Annotated in this window: 18 protein-coding genes and 1 tRNA gene; 16 read left to right on the top strand and 3 right to left on the bottom strand. The window is 45.4% G+C overall.

Annotated features, from left to right (window positions below):
* Positions 1 to 102: 102 nt before the first annotated feature.
* Positions 103 to 510 (bottom strand): hypothetical protein, encoded by a 408-nt coding sequence (locus tag ACDJ59_RS25195; RefSeq protein ID WP_413406605.1) that lies wholly within the window; start codon positions 508 to 510, stop codon positions 103 to 105.
* A gap of 477 nt (positions 511 to 987) precedes the next feature.
* On the opposite strand from ACDJ59_RS25195, the gene ACDJ59_RS25190 reads away from it, so the two are divergent.
* From ACDJ59_RS25190 to ACDJ59_RS25145, 10 genes are all read left to right on the top strand, one after another.
* Complete coding sequence (locus ACDJ59_RS25190; protein WP_413409913.1) at positions 988 to 2,721, top strand: tetratricopeptide repeat protein; 1,734 nt, start codon at positions 988 to 990, stop codon at positions 2,719 to 2,721.
* Positions 2,722 to 2,892: 171 nt separating this feature from the next.
* Positions 2,893 to 3,852: a thioredoxin-disulfide reductase gene (trxB, locus tag ACDJ59_RS25185; RefSeq protein WP_036674745.1), complete on the top strand. Its 960-nt coding sequence runs from the start codon at positions 2,893 to 2,895 to the stop codon at positions 3,850 to 3,852.
* 162 nt (positions 3,853 to 4,014) lie between these two features.
* Positions 4,015 to 5,046 (top strand): AI-2E family transporter, encoded by a 1,032-nt coding sequence (locus ACDJ59_RS25180; protein ID WP_036616412.1) that lies wholly within the window; start codon positions 4,015 to 4,017, stop codon positions 5,044 to 5,046.
* A 445-nt stretch (positions 5,047 to 5,491) separates the two neighbouring features.
* Positions 5,492 to 6,442, top strand: coding sequence for an ROK family glucokinase (locus ACDJ59_RS25175; RefSeq protein WP_017691252.1), 951 nt, complete (start codon positions 5,492 to 5,494; stop codon positions 6,440 to 6,442).
* A 51-nt stretch (positions 6,443 to 6,493) separates the two neighbouring features.
* The gene (rapZ, locus tag ACDJ59_RS25170; protein ID WP_017691251.1) at positions 6,494 to 7,393 is read left to right on the top strand and encodes an RNase adapter RapZ; all 900 of its coding nucleotides are present in this window, start codon (positions 6,494 to 6,496) and stop codon (positions 7,391 to 7,393) included.
* 13 nt (positions 7,394 to 7,406) lie between these two features.
* Complete coding sequence (locus ACDJ59_RS25165; RefSeq protein WP_017691250.1) at positions 7,407 to 8,393, top strand: gluconeogenesis factor YvcK family protein; 987 nt, start codon at positions 7,407 to 7,409, stop codon at positions 8,391 to 8,393.
* A gap of 6 nt (positions 8,394 to 8,399) precedes the next feature.
* Positions 8,400 to 9,338 (top strand): DNA-binding protein WhiA, encoded by a 939-nt coding sequence (whiA, locus tag ACDJ59_RS25160; RefSeq protein ID WP_413406604.1) that lies wholly within the window; start codon positions 8,400 to 8,402, stop codon positions 9,336 to 9,338.
* Positions 9,339 to 9,593: 255 nt separating this feature from the next.
* Positions 9,594 to 9,863 carry an HPr family phosphocarrier protein gene (locus tag ACDJ59_RS25155; protein WP_017691248.1) on the top strand — a complete coding sequence of 90 codons (270 nt, stop codon included), beginning with the start codon at positions 9,594 to 9,596 and terminating at the stop codon, positions 9,861 to 9,863.
* A 156-nt stretch (positions 9,864 to 10,019) separates the two neighbouring features.
* Entirely contained in the window at positions 10,020 to 10,772 is a 753-nt protein-coding gene (locus ACDJ59_RS25150) for an SIMPL domain-containing protein (RefSeq protein WP_047841458.1), read from the top strand.
* Positions 10,773 to 11,159: 387 nt separating this feature from the next.
* A complete protein-coding gene (locus ACDJ59_RS25145; protein ID WP_413406603.1) occupies positions 11,160 to 12,257 on the top strand; it encodes a stalk domain-containing protein in 1,098 nt (365 codons plus the stop codon).
* 168 nt (positions 12,258 to 12,425) lie between these two features.
* Here ACDJ59_RS25145 and clpP read toward each other — a convergent pair whose 3' ends face one another.
* Positions 12,426 to 13,022, bottom strand: a complete 597-nt coding sequence (gene clpP, locus ACDJ59_RS25140; protein WP_017691245.1) for an ATP-dependent Clp endopeptidase proteolytic subunit ClpP — start codon at positions 13,020 to 13,022, stop codon at positions 12,426 to 12,428.
* A gap of 176 nt (positions 13,023 to 13,198) precedes the next feature.
* Positions 13,199 to 13,273: transfer RNA gene (locus ACDJ59_RS25135), tRNA-Arg, on the bottom strand.
* Between the two features lie 426 nt (positions 13,274 to 13,699).
* Between ACDJ59_RS25135 and ACDJ59_RS25130 the strand changes: the two genes are divergently transcribed.
* The 6 genes from ACDJ59_RS25130 (at position 13,700) to eno (ending at position 21,035) form a co-directional block, all read left to right on the top strand.
* Complete coding sequence (locus ACDJ59_RS25130) at positions 13,700 to 14,725, top strand: sugar-binding transcriptional regulator (RefSeq protein ID WP_036616216.1); 1,026 nt, start codon at positions 13,700 to 13,702, stop codon at positions 14,723 to 14,725.
* A 108-nt stretch (positions 14,726 to 14,833) separates the two neighbouring features.
* Positions 14,834 to 15,841 carry a type I glyceraldehyde-3-phosphate dehydrogenase gene (gap, locus tag ACDJ59_RS25125; RefSeq protein ID WP_017691243.1) on the top strand — a complete coding sequence of 336 codons (1,008 nt, stop codon included), beginning with the start codon at positions 14,834 to 14,836 and terminating at the stop codon, positions 15,839 to 15,841.
* 151 nt (positions 15,842 to 15,992) lie between these two features.
* Entirely contained in the window at positions 15,993 to 17,174 is a 1,182-nt protein-coding gene (locus ACDJ59_RS25120) for a phosphoglycerate kinase (protein ID WP_127546334.1), read from the top strand.
* 36 nt (positions 17,175 to 17,210) lie between these two features.
* On the top strand, positions 17,211 to 17,963 hold the full coding sequence (tpiA, locus tag ACDJ59_RS25115) for a triose-phosphate isomerase (protein ID WP_413406602.1): 753 nt from the start codon (positions 17,211 to 17,213) through the stop codon (positions 17,961 to 17,963).
* Position 17,964: 1 nt separating this feature from the next.
* Positions 17,965 to 19,509: a 2,3-bisphosphoglycerate-independent phosphoglycerate mutase gene (gpmI, locus tag ACDJ59_RS25110; protein WP_413406601.1), complete on the top strand. Its 1,545-nt coding sequence runs from the start codon at positions 17,965 to 17,967 to the stop codon at positions 19,507 to 19,509.
* Positions 19,510 to 19,748: 239 nt separating this feature from the next.
* On the top strand, positions 19,749 to 21,035 hold the full coding sequence (gene eno / locus ACDJ59_RS25105) for a phosphopyruvate hydratase (protein WP_036616228.1): 1,287 nt from the start codon (positions 19,749 to 19,751) through the stop codon (positions 21,033 to 21,035).
* Positions 21,036 to 21,069 lie beyond the last annotated feature (34 nt).

Below are 21,069 nucleotides of genomic sequence, written 5' to 3'. Positions count from 1 at the left end.
GAGCCCAAATGCTCGGTCTTCTTTTTTTACGAATGACTGCAATTAACGTTCTAAAATGATATTCCCAATGTCCAGCTCAGTCCAGTAATGTATGAACTATTATCATTTCAGTTGCTCTAACGCAGTTTCGATTGGTTTAGTGAACAGAGGATCATCTTTGGTTTTGCTCCAGTAAACGATAAGAACATTTCCTTTCTCATATAGAAAAGGGAATGTTGTAAATTGGGCGCTTTCCATGTGTTTATTGAATTTTTTTGTCCCGTTGATGCGATCCTTTTCAGAATTGAAAATATAAAAATGTATAAATTCAGGGCTATATGGTTCTTCTTCCACGGGCACCTCAACGGAGTACACCTCAGGTACAACATCATTTAATTTCAAAGGATACCCGGTTATACCAAAGGACACTAAATCCAGTTCTTGAGACTCGAGCGCTCTCAGTACATCCTCTAATGTGAACTTATTTTCTATGTTTTCTATATCTTTTGAACATCCATTCAAAGCAAACAAGCATATTAAGATGAATATAAGTGGTTTTATCTTTGAGATCCTCAATATAACATCCCCTTAAAATATTTATTTTTTATTACATACGCGAAAAAGAGGCTGACCGTCAGAGCTAATATACGTTGTTTGATTTTTAATGGAGATAAACTACTAAAAAGGACAATAAGGATAATAATACCATAGGCCACTCATCTCATTATAACCGGTCCGAATCCAGTTAGACGCCGCGTAACCGACAAGAATGTACTAATGCAATACTACAAAGAGAGTCTATGGCAAGTGAGTGTAGGAGTCTCTAGGTAAACATGGTTTTCCTTTGAATAAACAACGCTCCAAGGTGATAGGTTTCCGCAAAATGGAATATCATCTTCTTTTGCATTTTTTTCATAAACGACATGAAACTACATATTGAGAAGTGGGCCTTAAGATGTGGTATACTGAAGAGTATGAATGAAATGCAAAGAGGAGGTGCCTTGGAAGATGAAGGGCAAGCTAGTGCGGGCTGAGGGACACCTTGCCAATATTATACCGATTCACTTGGATGCTTCTTTCTTCTTTGAAAGAGCTGTCCGCTCGCTGGACCGTAATCATGTCGACAAGGCATTAAAATATTTTCGCAAAGCTGTTGAATACGAACCGGAAAATCCGGTAAATCATTGTAATATGGCGGGTATATTATCGGAGAAGGGGGATTACGAAGCCTCCAATGCCATTCTGGCTAACGTGCTGGAAGTGGTAGATCCGTCGATGACGGAATGTTATTTTTATATGGCGAACAATTATGCAAATATGGATCGGTTTGAGGAAGCCGAGCAAGCACTTGTTACCTATCTGGAGGAGGACACTCAAGGTCAGTTCATGACGGAAGCCGAAGAGATGATGGAGCTTCTGTATTATGAGCTGGATCGTCCGACTAAACTGAATCGAATCAAATCACGCAAAGGTGTAGTGGAGCACGATCAGGCACGGGAACTGCTGGAAGAAGGAAAATTTGCACAGGCTGCTGAATTGCTCGAAGGCATGTCTTCTGATTATCCTGATTACTTGGCTGCCCGTAACAATCTGGCACTCGCCTACTATTATATGGGTCTGTTTCCCAAAGCAAAAGAGACCATTGCCGAAGTGCTTGAACAGGAACCAGGTAATCTGCATGCACTCTGTAATTTGGCCATTTTCCATCAAAATGAGAACCGGGCTGATCAAGTGCTGCTTCTGATCAAAAAATTGCGGGTCATCGTGCCCTTCCAGCACGAACAAGTCTACAAACTGGCGACAACGATGGGAATTCTGGGCCAACACGATACGGCTTATGTTCACTTCCGGCGTTTGCTCAAGGACGAAGAGACAGCTGCTGATCCGGCACTTGCTCACTATGCAGCAGTGGCGGCTTATAATACAGAACGTTATGATGCTGCTGAGCGTTTATGGCATCATGTGTCCAAGCTTGATCCGGGTTCCGAAGTATCCCGGTATTATCTGTCAGGTCTTGAGGCTGTAAAACAAGGCGAGCAAGAGCCAGAGAAGCTGAGCTATCACTATCATCTGCCATTTGATGAGCAATTCAGACAGTGGGAGAACTACGGTAGTGGCATACCTGAAGAAATGAAGAATGATCCACTGATTCGCTCATCCTTCTTCTGGGCATTGCGTCATGGTGATCGGGCAACCAAGCTACAGGTTATTCATGCGCTTGGGATGATCGGTGACTATGAGGTGCAACAGGCTCTGCAATCCTTTATTGAAGAGCCTGGAGAAGAAAAGGATCTGCTTGAGGCAGCACAAACTGTACTGAACGGATTGAAATCGGCTGAACATGAGGATCGGAATTCTCAGGTGGTTCGCCCCTTTTCTCCTGTAGCCTTGAAGTCTATTGGGAAGGTTCCATCCACATCAGGGCAATCTGACACTGGATCAACTTCCCATTGGCAGGCTGTTGTTGATCGTGCGTTACAGATGTCTGAAGCAAAGGCTGAGTTGCAGCAAGAGATGGAACGGCTCTGGACGGATTATGTATCCCGGGTACATCCGGAAGTTCCGGGTACGAAGCAGATTGAGGGTTGGGCAGCAGGACTTGAATATTTGGCAGCGAAGAATCACAGTCGGCCCGTTACCTATCAAAGCATTGCTGAGCGGTATGGGATATCGGCATCAACGGTTAGCAAGTATGCTAAACAGATTCATTCGGTTTGTAACAGCAAGCCACCACTAGTATAGAAAGTTCGCTTCAACTCGTTTTCAGAAAGACATCATCAGGTGAAGGATACAACAACCGGGAAAACGGGTAAACTTAACGAATGGGCCTCGTAAACGCCTGTAGGATATCATCTTGGCAAGTTCATCGCTAGTACAACACATTCTCACCTTAATTAAGGAGGCTGTATCTATATGTCTAAATACAGAACGATTGTGATCGGAACGGGACCTGCGGGTCTGACAGCAGCGATATATCTGGCTCGTGCTAATCTGAAACCACTGGTTATCGAAGGTCTTCAGCCAGGTGGTCAGTTGACGACGACAACGGAAGTTGAGAATTTCCCTGGTTTCCCGCAAGGTATCATGGGTCCGGAACTGATGGACAACATGCGTAAGCAAGCTGAACGTTTTGGAGCGGAATTCAAAAACGGTTGGGTGGAAGAGGTTGATTTCAGCAAACCGCCCTTCAAGGTCAAAGTTGGAGGAATCGGTGAACTGGAAGCTGAATCAATCATTATCTCTACAGGTGCTTCCGCTCGTTATCTCGGTATTCCGGGTGAGCAGGAAAATGTGGGACGTGGTGTAAGTACATGCGCGACATGTGACGGCTTCTTCTTCCGAGGTAAAAAAATCGTGGTCGTGGGCGGTGGAGACTCCGCGATGGAAGAAGCGAGTTTCCTGACTCGTTTTGCAACAGACGTGACATTGGTTCACCGCCGGGATGAATTGCGTGCATCCAAGATTATGCAGGATCGGGCTCGCAGCAATGAGAAGGTAAAGTGGGCACTGAACCGTACTCCACTCGAGGTCGTACCAGAAGCTTTGGGTGTCAAAGGGCTGAAAGTGCGCAACAACGAGACGGGGCAGGAAGAGTTGCTTGAAGCAGATGGCGTATTCGTTGCCATTGGTCACACACCGAATACCGGATTCCTGGGTAATGCGATTGCACTGGACGAACATGGCTATGTTGTCGTTAAACCCGGAACAACGGAGACCAATATTCCAGGTGTATTTGCCTGTGGCGATGTTCAAGATACGAAGTATCGTCAAGCTATTACGGCTGCAGGATCAGGATGTATGGCTGCGATGGATTGTGAGAAGTTCCTTGAAGGAAGCATTGTCCATGATTGGAGCGAAACGTTGGATAAATAAGCATTACATGCGTGAGGTTAGGCATATGCTGGGAATAAGAGACAACGGGAAGTCTCATGAAATGAGAGAAGCCGGAAGGCTTCTCTTTTTTTGAAACTACAGTGGGCATGAGATCGTATACATATAGGGCATATTAGCTGTGAGGTGAAGATTTTGGGGGAAATGATAAAAGATTGGTTACAGAATGCGACAGTGAGACGATTTTTGATCCTGCTCTTGTTCTGTTTAATTTTGTTCAGTATGGGGAGTATGCTGCACATGATTCTGCTGTTGTTCCTGGTGACGTATGTCATGAACAGGTTACAGCATTTCATTACAGGTGGTTTAAATCGGTTGTTTCCAATCAATTATAAAGTTGTGGTCATCCTACTCTATATGATTGTGATCGCAGTCATTGTGCTTGGCATTTCCAGATATTCACCACGGATCGTGGATCAGGTCGTTCAGTTGACGAATGAGATTATGAAATTTCTGGATAGTGCAGACGGTGATAATTTTGCATCCAAAATTGCGGGTTATCTTCAATCCTTCGATATTAAAAATTATACCAATGATGCATTGAAATATATTTTCGCTTTGAGCAAATGGCTGGAGTTTATTCTGCTCGTCATCATTCTGAGTCTGTTCTTCTTGTTGCAGAAGCAGGAGATATCCAAGTTTACGTCCAAGTTCAAAACAAGTAAAATTGGATGGTTCTACAATGAAGTTGCTTATCTGGGAGACAAATTCGTGTCTTCTTTTGGTAAAGTCATTGAGGCACAGCTTCTTATTGCGGTGTTTAATACGGTACTGACGATACTGGGCTTATGGATTCTGGGTTTCCCGTATCTGTTCGCTTTGACCATTCTGGTGTTCATGCTCAGTCTGGTTCCCGTTGCGGGGGTTATCATCTCACTTGTACCGCTCTGTTTGATTGGGTATCAGATGGGTGGACTGAAATTAAGCATTATTGTGATCATCATGATTATTGTTATTCATGCTTTGGAGACGTACTTCCTGAATCCAAAACTGATGGCACACAAGACCAAATTGCCAATGTTCTACACCTTTATCGTACTAATTCTGTCGCAACACTTCCTGGGGATCTGGGGACTGATCATTGGTATTCCGATTTTTGTCTTCCTGCTCGATATTCTGGATGTGAACAAGATGGAGAAGACGGAAGAGCCGGTACGTGTGGAAACGAAGTTATAACGTAGAAAAATCAACTGAGTCAGCCCAATTTCTACAATTTCAGATTTTCATAAAAGTAAGGGAGCCTTCCTGTGGATGGAAGGCTCTTTTTTTGTTGGCAATACCGCCATTAGATAACTTTCTGATTGAGAATGGCAGGTGGTGGGGTGCATAAGACGAGTCACCACTCTGAGGGGACGAAGTCCATCTTTTATGAATGGAACGAGTGAAGATGCAATATCATGAGTTGAGGCTTCCTCTGTTATGGAGGAAGGAATGAAGCGTGCGTTTATAAATGAAGGTAATGAGTATGTATACGTATTCAAAAACGGTGTGTGATGTGGTTCACAACCCTGGTGAAGCATGATGTATGCAAGGTCTTATCGTCTTGACCCAGGCGTATCCTTCAATTATAGTTGGTACGTAGGACTTAAACTATTTTAGATAGATAAAGGTGGCTTGCAGCATGTCTGAGAAAATCTACGTTGGGGTCGATCTCGGCGGAACAGCAATCAAGGTCGGTATATGCGATGAACAAGGTCAGCTAATGCATACGTATGAAGGACCGACTGAAGTGGATAAGGGCGTAGACACGGTCATCGCCAACATCGAGAAGTATGTCCGACATATCGTAGCCGAATCACCTTACAGTTGGGAACAGCTTGAGGGTGTAGGTGCTGGAGTGGCCGGTTTCACGAATGTACGCGAGGGAATTATCGTTCATGCCCCTAACATCGGATTTCGGAATGTGGCCATTCGTTCGATTCTGGAAGAACGTCTGGGCAAGCCAATCAAAATAGATAACGATGCAAACGTGGCTGCACTGGGTGAAGTGTGGGCAGGTGCCGGCAAAGGCGTAGACAACTGCGTATGTTATACACTCGGTACGGGTGTTGGCGGAGGCTTGATCTTGAATGGCAACATCTATCAGGGTTTCTCCGGTATGGCGGGAGAACTGGGTCATATCAGTGTTGTACCTGATCTGGAAGCCATTAAATGCGGTTGTGGTAAAATGGGATGTGTAGAAACAGTATCGTCTGCAACGGGTATTATCCGTATGGCAAAGGATGCAGTAGAACGTGGTGATCATACGTCACTGGCGCTTGTCGACAAGATTGCAGCCAAAGAAGTATTTGATGCTGCCAAGGCAGGCGATGAAGTGGCACAGCGCATTGTGAATCGTGCGGCCTTCTACCTGGGCAAGTCCATGGCTACTGTAGCGGCTGTCATTAACCCGGAGATGTTCATTATTGGTGGCGGCGTATCCAAAGCGGGCAATTTCTTGTTTGATGAAATCCGTACTGTGTTTGCTAAGCTGACGCCAGAACCGTTGCAAGATGGGGTTCAGATTCTGGAAGCTACACTTGGTAATAATGCAGGTATTGTGGGTGCAGCAGGTCTTCTCTTGCGTTCCTAGTGACCTCGTAACAATATATGAAGACAGCAATATGATAAGGAGGGGACATTTATGCTTGAAGGTGAAGGCTCACCAGGCACAGGCGCCACGCTCATTATCATTACGGGCATGTCCGGAGCAGGTAAAACCATTGCAGTACAAAGCCTGGAGGATCTGGGTTTCTTCTGTGTGGATAATCTGCCGCCGGTATTGATTCCGAAATTTGCGGAACTGATTGAACAGTCAAACGGCAAGATTGGTAAGGTTGCATTGGTTATCGATCTGCGCGGGCGTGAATTCTTTACGGCTCTGTCCGAGTCTTTGAACTATATTAAAGATCATTTTACCATTCATTGCGAGATTTTATTCCTGGATGCTACAGATTCTGTACTTGTTCAGCGTTACAAAGAAAGCAGGCGCAGACATCCTCTGGCTCCTGAGGGCATGCCGCTGGACGGCATCCGACTGGAACGCAAGATGTTGGAGGAACTCAAAAACTCTGCGACTCAGGTACTGAATACAAGTACAATGAAGCCTGCTCAACTGAAAGAACGCATCATATCCCGCTTTTCTCATCTGGAGAGCCAAATGCTGTCGGTGAATATTACGTCGTTTGGATTCAAGTATGGCATTCCGATTGATGCTGATCTGGTGTTTGATGTACGTTTTTTACCGAATCCGCATTATATTGATCATTTGCGACCGAATACGGGACAGAATAGTGATGTGTACGAATATGTTATGAAGTGGCCAGAGACACAGGCGTTTCTGACCAAGCTGCTGGATATGCTGCATTTCCTGATTCCGCAATACCGGAAGGAAGGCAAAAGCCAGGTTATTATTGGAATCGGCTGTACCGGAGGCAAGCATCGTTCGGTAGCAATATCGGAATATTTGGGCAAGATGTTGGGAAGCAGCGAGACAGAAGCTGTTACCGTGAGCCATCGCGACGCTGACCGGGACCGTCATTGAAGAGGGTGAAGGGATGAAAGAGGCCGGACCACGAAGAGAACGTCCGAGAATAGTTGTAATGGGCGGCGGAACCGGATTATCCGTGATGCTGCGCGGTTTGAAAGAGAAGCCGCTGGATATCACGGCCATCGTCACAGTTGCAGATGACGGTGGAAGTTCAGGCATCCTGCGCAATGAGCTACAGATGCCGCCTCCTGGCGACATTCGCAACGTGCTTACGGCACTGGCTGATGTAGAACCATTGCTTTCAGATATGTTGAAGTACCGTTTCAATACAGGCGCGGGGCTTGCAGGCCACAGCTTGGGAAATTTGATTTTGGCTGCAATGACGGATATTTCGGGCGACTTTGTGACCGCAGTGCGGGAACTTAGCCGCGTGTTTGCCGTTCGAGGTGAGGTATTGCCAGCCGCCGGCCAGGCCGTGGTGTTGCATGCGGAGATGGAAGATGGGACAATTATTACAGGTGAGTCCAAGATCCCTGAGGCGGGTGGACGCATCAAACGTGTTTTCCTTGAACCGGATCACGTGGAGCCGTTGCCAGAGGCAGTAGAGGCCATTCGTCAAGCTGACGCCATTCTGATCGGGCCAGGCAGCCTCTATACAAGTATTCTTCCCAATCTGCTCGTACCTAAGCTTGCAGAAGCTGTGGTAGAGGCTGATGCGGTGAAGATGTTTATCTGTAATGTGATGACACAGCCGGGAGAAACAGATAACTATACGGTAAGTGACCATCTTAAGGCGGTACACGAGCATATAGGTCATCAGCTCTTCGACTATGTTATCGTGAATAATGGTGATATTCCGCTGCAAGTTCAAAATAAGTATGCGGAAAAAGGAGCAAAACCGGTTGTACTGGATATGAATGTACTCGAAAGTGCCGGCTATCAGGTGGTTGCAGATACGCTTGTTCTGTTCAAAACCTATCTGCGTCATGATGCCGACAAGTTAAGTCATCACATCTACCAACTGGTACAAAATTGGATGTTACGGAAGAGGTGAAGTCCCATGTCGTTTGCAGCACAGACCAAAAAAGAATTAACCATGATCGAGAGCGAACCGTGCTGCGAAAAGGCGGAACTTTCAGCCCTCATCCGTATGCTTGGTGCAGTGCAGTTATCGAATAGAAAAGTGATCTTGGATATTTCGACGGAGAATGCCGCCATTGCAAGACGGGCATACTCTCTGCTTAAAAAGCAATTTCAAGTGCATACGGAATTACTGGTCCGCAAAAAAATGCGGCTGAAAAAGAACAATGTATATATTGTTCGTATTCCAACCATGGTACAGGAGATTCTCAATAGTCTTCATATTGTATCTGAGGGCTTTCTCTTTACCCCAGGGATCAGTACGGAGTTGTTTCAGCAAAACTGTTGTAAACGGGCCTATCTTCGCGGTGCATTTCTGGCCGGTGGATCGGTTAATAATCCGGAAGGTTCCTCGTACCATCTGGAGATTGCGTCTATGTATGAAGAGCACTGTCAGGCACTGGTTGACCTGGCCAATGAATTTCATCTGAATGCACGGTGTATAGAACGGAAAAAAGGATTCATCCTATACATTAAGGAAGGCGAGAAAATCATTGAGCTGCTCAGCATCATTGGTGCTCATCAGGCCTTGTTCAAGTTTGAAGATGTACGAATTATGCGAGACATGCGTAACTCCGTTAACCGGATTGTCAATTGTGAGACCGCCAACCTGAACAAAACGATTGGAGCGGCGGTAAGACAAATCGATAATATCCGGTTGTTACAAAAGGAAGTTGGTCTGGAATCGTTGCCTGAGAAGCTTCGCGAAGTGGCGGAGGTTCGACTCGCTCATCCGGATATCAACTTGAAGGAAGTTGGCGAGCTTCTTAAAGGTACAGTTAGCAAGTCAGGAGTGAACCATCGGCTTCGTAAAATTGATGAGCTGGCTGAGAAAGTACGCACAGAACGTTATGGTTAAGACGGAGTAGGGTAAAGTAACAAGGTCGGCTGTTTCTGCTGAACAGTAAGGTCGGGAAAGTCAACCGTTAAGGATCTAGGAGACTCACTTAGGTCATTGGATGCGCTGTGCAAAAGATGAAATTAGGGCAAGATAATGTCCTCCAAAGCACCCTGAGTTTTTTCTTCTAGTGTCCTGCACGGGTTAATGGTATAATGTTGTATAAATATAATTGTGTATTTAATGTCCAGATTTCATAATAGGGGGTAAGTTTCCATGACAAAGCACCCGGTAGTTGTCCGTTTGAAAACGGGTCTCCATGCCAGACCTGCGGCACTGTTCGTTCAAGAAGCGAATAAGTACTCGTCTGAAGTGTTCGTCGAGAAGGACGACAAAAAAGTTAATGCAAAAAGTATCATGGGGATCATGAGCCTTGCAATTAGCACAGGTACGGAAATCCAGATTAGTGCAGAAGGCGCGGATGCCGAACAGGCTGTAAACGCTTTAGTTAGTCTGGTAAGTAAGGAAGAGCTCGAAAACCAATAAGATATGATCAATCCAATGAAGAAGTCCCGAAAGGGGCTTTTTTGTGTTTTTCACGTTTATGCTATCGTCAAGTGCAACATTATGGAATTTGTCCCGTCTGTTAAGGTATCAAATCGTTTAAAGTTTGAGATGTTAACACATAAGGAGGCTATCGTGATGGGTAAACAATGGATGAAACCATTTGGTGCGGTGCTGGTGGCAAGTACGTTGCTTGTTGGAGGAACAGCATGGGTTGCACCAGGTAACTATGCTTACGCTGCAGAGGTTCAGGGAGTACAACAGAATGTGATTAATGTTGTGGGTAAAGGTGAGATTCAGGTGAAGCCTGATATCGCTTATCTGTCGATTGGTGTGAACAGTACTGCAGAGACAGCAGCATCTGCTCAAAAAGCGAATGCTGCCAAGGTTCAAAAGGTATCCAATTTGCTGAAGAATACGTGGAAGATCAGTGCAGACGACATTCAAACGAGTCAGTTCTCTGTACAACCCAACTATACGTATAGTGAAAAAGACGGACAACAAATTAAAGGATATACAGCGCATCATACGCTGACAGTCACATATCGTCAGATGGACAAGATTGGCGAGTTGCTCGATGCTGCTTCGGGTGCGGGTGCCAACAATATTGAAAATGTGCGCTTTACTGTAGAAAATCCGGAAAGTTATGAATCCCAAGTGATTGAAAAAGCTGTGGCCAATGCAGATGTGAAAGCTGGCGCCATTGCAAAAGCAGTTAAACGTCAACTGGGTGCTGTTCTTTCCGTGAGCCAAGGTGATGCCAATGTGCCTGTATTCTATGCAAGCGAGGCGTTGATGTCCAAGGCACAAGATACAGCAGGTGGCACTGAGATTGAAACAGGCCAGGTTAAAGTAAGCACAATCCTGAATATCACGTATGAAATGAAATAAACAAGATTGAACTAAGGATTGTAAGCTCAAGTAACCTTTTCAAGTGTCATGTGAAGGGTACAACGAAATAATGACAAAGACTTTGTCCTGTGGACAGAGTCTTTTTTGTTGGAAAAGCAAACTTTGATGAAGTTGGATAGGAGGGTACCTTTTTGAAGCAACATGAAATGCTGTATATTGGTATCTTTTTTGTATAGTTGTTCGTGACAAAAAGGTCATATCCCGTTATATTTTCGGTCTGATATTCATCAACATTGTAACTCGAGCTGTAAACCTTTCCGAAATCGGGTTAATTATAATAAAGAGGTGAGCGTATGAGATATACGATCAGGTCAGGATTACATACGCAATGATCCCTAATTGTGAATTCAGAGAGGAGTTTTATATATGACATCATGGAAAAAATGGACAAGTGCGTTGCTTGCAGCAGGAATTATTGTAGGTAGCGGTTCGGTATGGCAGGACAGTTCGGTTCAGGCAGCATCGGTATCCTCGAAAGTGACAACCCCGACTGAGGTAACTCTGAAGTCGGGTGGAAAAACACTGACTCAAAAAGGACTTCTTCAAGGTGGATCGACATGGGTCTCTCTTACGGCAGTTAAAGATGTGGCAGGTGGAACGCTGAAATATGATGCGAAAACCAAAGAGTACGCTTTGACAGCAGCCAATAACACGATGACGATCAGCCTATTGGATGGTGAGCCGAGTGTTCGAATTAACAACTATTATCCTCAGGTGGAAGCGAAATTGATTCAGGGTCGATTATATATCCCATTCTCGGCAATGAGAGATTATCTGGGTGTACAGGGGAACTGGGATGGCAAAACCAAAACGTTGACACTCAGCAAGGTGAAACAAAATAACGTTAAAATTAAATCGGCAACAGTTAATGTCACTGTGAAAAATGCTGAAGTAGATGTTCAATATCCACAGGTGAGTGGACTTGCCAGCAAAGAAGCTGAAGCGGCGATCAACAAAGTGTTGAAAGACGAAGTGGATGCGTATGTAGCTGACTTCAAGAAACAGACATCTGAATTCGGCGGTGCAACAGCCAACCGTCCATATGCATTTGAGAGCTCCTATGTAGTGACGTACAACGAAAAAGGCGTGCTGGGACTCATTACACAACGATATGAGGATTATGCTGGCGCTCATGGTATGACATACCGTACGGGCCACACCTTTGCACTGGACACAGGCAAGGAGCTTACGTTAGATGATGTGCTGCAAAATAACAAAACCATGCGCGAGACGCTGAGTAAAAAAGTGGGTGAACAACTGAAAGCCCGCGGTGGATACCTCGACGGTTATAAAGGGTTGAATAAAGATCAAGATTACTATGTGACACCAACGGGTGTAGTTGTGTTCTTCCAGTTGTATGAATATACGGCGTACGCAGAGGGATTCCCTGAAATGCCATTTACGTATAAAGAGCTTCTCCCTAAAGGCACAGAACCTTTCAGTAATGTAACGGGTACCAAATAAAGAATCATTATTATGCACTCTTAAGTTATCTTCCTTATAAAATGAAAAAAAGAAGCCCCCATCATGATTATGATGAGGGCTTCTTCTCGTATAGACAACACAATTATATGTTGCTGATTACGTTAGGTGTTGATTATGTTAACGCATAGACCGTGGTCTACGTCACACTTAGATGCCTTGTGATCCTACGTTTTCGATGACTTTATCAATGATACCGTAATCGGCGGCTTCAGCAGCACTCATGAAGTAGTCACGATCTGTATCTTTCTCAATCCGCTCCAGCGGTTGACCTGAACGCTCAGAGATGATGCGGTTCAACGTATCACGCATTTTCAAAATGCGACGAGCACGGATTTCGATGTCAGAAGCCTGACCTTGTGCACCACCAAGTGGTTGGTGAATCATAATTTCACTGTTTGGTAATGCAAAACGTTTACCTTTTGCACCGGCATTCAACAAGAATGCACCCATGGAAGCCGCCATACCTACACAGATGGTAGATACATCCGGTTTGATGAATTGCATTGTATCGTAAATCGCCATACCGGCTGTAATCGATCCGCCTGGGCTGTTGATGTATAAGTGAATGTCTTTCTCCGGATCTTCCGCAGCCAGGAACAACATCTGTGCCATAATGGCATTAGCCACTACGTCATTAACATCGCTACCAAGGAAAATAATACGATCCTTCAGCAATCTGGAGTAGATGTCGTAGGCGCGCTCACCCCGGTTGCTCTGTTCAACGACCATTGGAATAAAACTCACGTGAAAAACCTCCTTGGAATGTAAATGTTATTGGTGTTTATACTTAAACTGTTACCGTATTACCCACATAATAAACAATTCCAAACAAAAAGTCAAAGAAAGTCAAACTAACTTACAAAAAAAAGAAACCTTTCCGGTTTCATTGGTTAAATGGGTTATGAGCTGTTAAATAAAAATGGCGCGCCCGCCAAGAATCGAACTTGGATCTCAGGCTTCGGAGGCCTACGTCATATCCATTGGACCACGGGCGCACATTATGTGACAGCAATAATGATTATAGCTCATGAAATATTTAATTGCAAGCAGTTCGTTGTCGTATTGGTTTGGATTAACCTAAAAATGATCATGATGAAGAAGAGTGGATAAAGAGTACATTTAAGTAAATGCTATTAGAGGTTTTGGACATGCCGTATGAAATATGATTCTGAGCGATATGTAGATTGAATTCATTTGTTTCTTCTATATATGGTATGCGTGAGCTAGTCCTAGATCATGGAAGTCTAGGATTGTGAAAATAGGCGCGTACAAACGCTGAATGCGTGTCGAAATAACACGTTGAAACACTTGCATGTCACGTCAGTTTTAGGTAGAATAGACGTGGGACTTAAAAAGTTAACCCGGGACGTTTTAGGGCCACGAAAGAGAGCTTAGAACGAGAACTTGCGGGAGTGGAAAGCATGCGAACGATTTTAGAAGTACAAAAGCAGCTTCTGCCTGATCTCATGGATATCTTGAAAAAGAGGTATACGATTCTGCAACAGATCATGTTATCGGATGTGATCGGACGGAGAACGTTAGCTAATTCCATGCAGATGACCGAGCGGGTTCTGAGGGCTGAGACCGATCTGTTAAAGGCTCAGGGACTTATTGAAATTGACAGTGCAGGAATGAAGATCAGCGAGGCAGGGTATGATTTGCTGCAGCAGTTAGAGCCCGTAGCCAAAGAGCTGTTCGGATTATCCGAGCTGGAAGAGCGTATCAAGCAAGCCTACGGTCTGCAAAAGGTAGTTGTGGTTCCTGGCGATTCGGACGTTTCTCCATTTGCCAAAAGGGAACTGGGCAGAGCCGGAGCGAAGGCTCTCGGCAATATCATGAGTGACAACGACGTTGTCGCCGTTACTGGCGGTTCAACAACGGCCGAAGTCGCAGAACAACTAAATCCGCCAACATCGCTAAAAGGTGTCTGGTTCGTACCAGCACGCGGTGGACTTGGAGAAAGCCTTGAAATTCAGGCTAATACGATCGCATCCACAATGGCAAAACGGGTAGGGGCGCAATATAAACTCCTGCATGTACCGGATTTGCTCAGTGATCATGCCTATGAATCATTAATCCAGGACCCTAGTGTTCAGGAGATTCTGCAGCTGATCAGGCAATCACGGATTGTTATTCATGGAATTGGTGATGCCGTAGAGATGGCCAAAAGACGCAAACTTGCGACGGAGATTATAGATGAACTTCAGGAGCAAGGGGCCGTATCTGAATCTTTCGGTTATTACTTTAATGATCAGGGTAAGGTGGTACATACCATGCTTACACTGGGTATGCGACTTCAGGATATTGAACGAACCGATGTTGTGATTGGAATTGCAGGTGGCAAAAGCAAAGCTGCTGCAATACACTCCGTGTTGCGATTTGGTCAGGAAGATATTCTGATTATTGATGAGGCTGCTGCCGAAGTCATCGTTGCTGAAATGGAATAAGGGTTTACTTTGCATCACAACTATTGTTGTCTTGACGGACTTCACCGTCTGTCTTGAATATATAAGTTTCATAAAAAAAATTAATCAAAACTTGGGAGGAACTTACTCATGATTAAAGTAGGTATTAACGGTTTTGGACGTATTGGACGCTTGGCATTCCGCCGTATTCAAAATGTAGCAGGCATCGAGGTAGTAGCAATCAACGACTTGACTGATGCTAAAATGCTCGCTCATTTGCTCAAATATGATACAACTCAAGGTCGCTTCGATGGCGATGTTGAAGTACACGATGGCTTCTTCAAAGTGAACGGCAAAGAAGTTAAAGTATTGGCTAACCGTAACCCGGAAGAACTTCCTTGGGGCGACCTGGGCGTAGATATCGTTCTGGAATGTACTGGTTTCTTCACAACTAAAGAAGCAGCTGAGAAACACTTGAAAGGTGGAGCTAAGAAAGTTGTTATCTCCGCACCAGCTACTGGCGACATGAAAACCATCGTTTACAACGTAAACCATGAAATCCTCGACGGTACTGAAACTGTAATCTCCGGCGCATCTTGCACAACAAACTGCCTGGCACCTATGGCAAAAACACTGCAAGACAAATTCGGAATCGTTCAAGGTTTGATGACTACAATTCACGCTTACACTGGCGACCAAAACACGTTGGATGCTCCACACCCTAAAGGTGACTTCCGTCGTGCTCGCGCAGCAGCTGAAAACATCATCCCTAACACAACTGGTGCTGCTAAAGCAATCGGTCTGGTAATCCCAGAACTGCAAGGCATCCTTGATGGTGCAGCTCAACGTGTACCAGTAGCTACTGGTTCCCTGACTGAGCTCGTAACTGTTCTGAACAAAAAAGTAACTGCTGAAGAAGTTAACGCAGCTATGCAAGAAGCTTCCGATCCAGAAACTTTCGGATACACAGAAGACGAAATCGTATCTTCCGATATCCAAGGAATCACTTTCGGTTCCCTGTTTGATGCAACTCAAACTAAAGTTCTGACTGTTGGCGACCAACAATTGGTTAAAACTGTAGCTTGGTATGACAATGAAATGTCCTACACTGCACAATTGGTTCGCACTTTGGAGCACTTTGCAAAAATGATTAAGTAATATCTGTAATAACATAGAGCGGAAACAGATGCTATATTGTTTCCGCTCTTTATATATCTACATTTTGCAAATTTCTCAAAAACACCAGGATTGACAAGGGATTTTAGCTCTTGATTGCTCCACCAAATACATGGGTGCGGAGGAAATACAGATGAACAAAAAAAGTGTACGCGATATCGAATTGACAGGAAAACGGGCTTTTGTCCGTGTAGATTTCAATGTGCCGCTCGAAGATGGTAAAATTACAGATGACAAACGTATTCGTGCAACGCTTCCTACAATCAACTTCTTGATTGAAAAAGGCGCTAAAGTCATTTTGGCAAGCCACATGGGTCGTCCTAACGGCGAAGTGGTTGAATCCTTGCGTTTGACTCCAGCAGCTGAGCGTTTGTCTGAATTGCTTGGTAAAACAGTTGTTAAAGCTGACGGTTCTGTTGGTGACGCTGTTAAAGCTCAAATCGCTGAACTGAACAACGGCGACGTATTGTTGCTTGAAAACGTTCGTTTCCACGCAGGCGAAGAGAAAAACGATCCGGAACTGGCAAAACAATTTGCTGAACTGGCTGACGTTTTCGTTAATGATGCGTTTGGCGCGGCTCACAGAGCACACGCTTCGACTGAAGGAATCGCTCACTTGCTTCCGGCAGTGTCCGGTTTGTTGATGGAGAAAGAACTTGAAGTGTTGGGTAAAGCAATCTCCAACCCTGAGCGTCCTTTCACAGCTATCATTGGTGGATCCAAAGTTAAGGACAAAATCGATGTAATCGACAACCTGCTGAACATTGCAGACAACGTAATCATCGGTGGCGGTCTGACTTACACGTTCTTGAAAGCACAAGGACATGAAATTGGACAATCCTTGCTGGATGATTCCAAACTTGATGTTGCTCTCGGTTTTATCGAAAAAGCGAAAAAATTGGGCAAAAACTTCTACCTGCCGGTAGATATCGTAGTGTCTGACGATTTCAGTGCGAAAGCAAACACACAAATCGTTGACATCGATGGTATCCCAGCAGATTGGGAAGGTATCGACATCGGTCCTAAAACACGTGAGATCTATGCTGATGTAATCAAAAACTCCAAATTGGTTGTGTGGAACGGACCAATGGGCGTATTTGAAATCGAGCCATTCTCCCACGGTACTCGTGCAGTAGCGGAAGCTTGCGCTGAGACAGAAGCTTACACTGTAATTGGTGGCGGTGACTCCGCAGCAGCAGCTGAGAAGTTCAAATTGGCTGACAAAATGAACCACATCTCTACAGGTGGCGGTGCATCGCTCGAGTTCATGGAAGGTAAAGTACTTCCAGGCGTAGTAGCATTGAACGACAAGTAAGTTTTAGTAGTCTATAGCATGAAGGAGTTGAAACCCATGAGAACACCGATTATCGCAGGTAACTGGAAAATGTTCAAAACGGTTTCCGAATCCAATGACTTCATTCAGGAAGTTAAAGGAAAAGCGGAAGTTGAAGGCGTGGAGACTGTAATCTGCGCACCGTTTACAAATCTGCCATCCCTGGTAGAAGCCGTTAAAGGCACAAACATCAAAATTGGTGCACAAAATCTTCACTTTGAAGATAACGGTGCATTCACAGGTGAAATCAGCGGCGTGATGCTGAAAGACCTGGGTGTGGATTATGTCATTATTGGTCACTCGGAGCGCCGTCAGTATTTTGCGGAAACCGATGAGACTGTCAATAAAAAGTTGCATGCAGCATTCCGTCACGGATTGACTCCAATCTTCTGCCTTGGTGAGACGCTTGAAGAGCGTGAAGCGAACCAAACAAAAGACATATGCAAAGTGCAAACAGTAGCTGCTTTTGCAGGTCTGTCTGCAGAGCAAGCGGCACAAGTTGTTATCGCTTATGAGCCAATCTGGGCGATTGGTACAGGCAAATCCTCCACTTCCCAAGATGCGAATGAAGTTATTGCTTACATCCGTACGCTGGTGAAGGATCTGTACAACGAGACGGTAGCGAATGCAGTTCGTATTCAATACGGCGGCAGTGTTAAACCGGAGAACGTAACAGAATACCTCGGACAAAGCGACATCGACGGCGCGCTTGTTGGCGGTGCCAGCTTGCAGCCGGCTTCGTTCATCGCGCTTGTTGAGGGGGCGAAGTAAGATGACAGCTCCAAAACCTGTAGCACTGATCATCATGGATGGCTTTGGTCTGCGTAACACGGTGGAAGGCAATGCGGTAGCGCAAGCCAAGAAACCGAACTACGACCGTTTCATGAGCCAATTCCCACATACAACGCTCACTGCTTGCGGTGAAGCTGTAGGTTTGCCAGAAGGGCAAATGGGAAATTCCGAGGTAGGTCACCTGAACATTGGTGCCGGCCGGATCGTATACCAGGATTTGACCCGTATCTCCAAATCCATTCGTGACGGCGAGTTCTACGACAATGAAACACTTGTCAAAGCCGTTCGCGAAGCGAAACAAAGCGGCAAAAAACTTCATCTCTACGGCTTGTTGTCCGATGGCGGCGTACATAGTCACATCGACCACCTGTTTGCTATGCTAGATCTGGCCAAAAAAGAAGGAATGAACGATGTATATATTCATGCCTTCATGGATGGCCGTGATGTTATGCCAGACAGTGGTAAAGACTTCATGCAGAAGCTGATCGCTAAGATTGAAGAAGTCGGTGTAGGTAAAATCGCAACGGTTCAAGGTCGCTATTACGCGATGGACCGTGACAAACGTTGGGAACGGGTTGAGAAATCATACCGCGCCATCGTTTATGGAGATGGACCGAAATACACTGACCCACTCAAAGCGGTTGAAGAATCGTATGAGAAGTCCGTATTTGATGAATTCGTTGAACCAACGGTTATCGTCAAAGCGGATGGTGAGCCGGTAGGTTTGGTTGAGAGCGGCGATTCCGTTATCTTCCTCAACTTCCGTCCTGACCGTGCGATCCAGTTGTCGCAAGTATTCACAAACCAGGATTTCCGCGGTTTCGAACGTGGTCCGAAGTTCCCTGTGGGCTTGCACTTTGTATGCTTGACTTTGTTCAGCGAGACGGTTGAAGGTTATGTGGCTTATTCGCCGAAAAACCTCGACAACACCTTGGGTGAAGTTCTGGTACAGAACAATAAAAAACAACTGCGTATTGCAGAAACTGAGAAATACCCTCACGTTACTTTCTTCTTCAGCGGCGGTCGTGATGTGGAGCTTCCGGGCGAAACTCGTGTACTGATCAACTCACCAAAAGTTGCAACGTATGATCTGCAACCGGAGATGAGCGCTTATGAAGTAGCTGACGCATGTGTTCGCGAGATCGAAGCAGACAAACATGACGCCATCATTCTGAACTTTGCTAACCCTGACATGGTTGGACACTCCGGCATGCTGGTGCCTACCATCAAAGCGGTTGAAGTAACAGATGAGTGCATGGGCCGTGTTGTGGATGCAGTACTTGCCAAAGGCGGCGTTGTACTGATCACGGCGGATCATGGTAACGCGGATATGGTGTTCGATGAGAAGGGACGTCCGTTCACAGCTCATACTACGAACCCGGTTCCATTTATCGTTACCGATGCAAATGTAACCCTGCGTGAGGGTGCAATCTTGGCGGATATCGCGCCAACGATCCTTGACCTGATGCAATTGCCTAAACCGGCTGAGATGACAGGTACATCCGTCATCGCTACCCGTAAATAATATAATTTTAATAGGTTGTCGAATAAGACCTAAGTTACGCCTTAACGAAGCGGGCAGAACCGATCTGGAGAAGCGAAGCGCTCGCCTTTATCCCCTAATTCTCACCTTTTATAAGGAGTTCAAAGAATTGGGGGATAACAGCGATCGAAGGACGGTACTGCACGCGGAGTGGCTTGGTGAAACATGTTTGTTCTGAACGTATTAAAATAAAATTTCAAATTTAAAGGAGATTATCACAAATGACTATTATTTCTGACGTGTACGCTCGCGAAGTCCTCGACTCCCGCGGTAACCCTACAGTAGAAGTTGAAGTATACCTGGAGTCCGGCGCAATCGGACGCGCAATCGTTCCATCTGGTGCATCCACTGGTGCCCACGAAGCAGTTGAGCTTCGCGATGGTGACAAATCCCGTTACCTCGGTAAAGGCGTTCTGCAAGCTGTTAAAAACGTAAACGAAACAATCGCTCCAGAAGTTATCGGTATGGATGCATTGGATCAACTGGGTATCGACAAATTGATGATCACTTTGGATGGTACGCCAAACAAAGGTAAACTGGGTGCTAACGCAATCCTGGCTGTATCCATGGCAGTAGCTCGCGCAGCTGCTGACGCTCTGGACCTGCCATTGTACGTTTACCTGGGCGGATTCAACGCTAAAGCATTGCCAGTTCCAATGATGAACATCATCAACGGTGGTGAGCATGCTGACAACAACATCGACGTTCAAGAGTTCATGGTTCTTCCAGTTGGAGCACCAAGCTTCAAAGAAGCTCTTCGCGTAGGTGCAGAGATCTTCCACAACTTGAAATCCGTATTGAGCTCCAAAGGCTTGAACACAGCTGTAGGTGACGAAGGTGGTTTCGCACCGAACCTTGGTTCGAACGAAGAAGCAATCACTACAATCATCGAAGCAATTGAAAAAGCTGGTTACAAACCAGGCGTTGACGTATTCTTGGGTATGGACGTTGCTTCCACTGAGTTCTACAAAGATGGTAAGTACACACTTGCTGGCGAAGGTAAATCTTACACTTCCGCTGAGTATGTTGACCTTCTGGCTTCATGGGTTGAGAAATACCCAATCATCACAATCGAAGACGGTATGTCCGAAGATGACTGGGATGGTTGGAAATTGCTCACTGAGAAATTGGGAGACAAAGTACAACTCGTTGGTGATGACCTGTTCGTAACAAACACTGAGCGTCTGGGCAGAGGTATCAACGAAGGTATTGGTAACTCCATCCTGATCAAAGTTAACCAAATCGGTACATTGACTGAAACATTTGATGCAATCGAAATGGCTAAACGCGCAGGATACACAGCTGTAATCTCCCACCGTTCCGGTGAGTCCGAAGACAGCACAATCGCTGATATCGCTGTTGCAACTAACGCTGGTCAAATCAAAACGGGTGCTCCTTCCCGTACAGACCGTATCGCGAAGTACAACCAATTGCTCCGCATTGAGGATCAACTGGGTGAACTGGCTCAATACAATGGTCTTAAAGGATTCTACAACCTTAAAAAATAAGCTGGATATCCAGCTTTTACGGACAAGCCGGATA

Origin of the sequence: Paenibacillus amylolyticus, from assembly GCF_047302515.1 — a bacterium.
In the GTDB taxonomy this organism is placed as follows: Bacteria; Bacillota; Bacilli; order Paenibacillales; family Paenibacillaceae; genus Paenibacillus; species Paenibacillus amylolyticus_G.
This window is presented reverse-complemented; position numbering and strand designations above follow the sequence as displayed.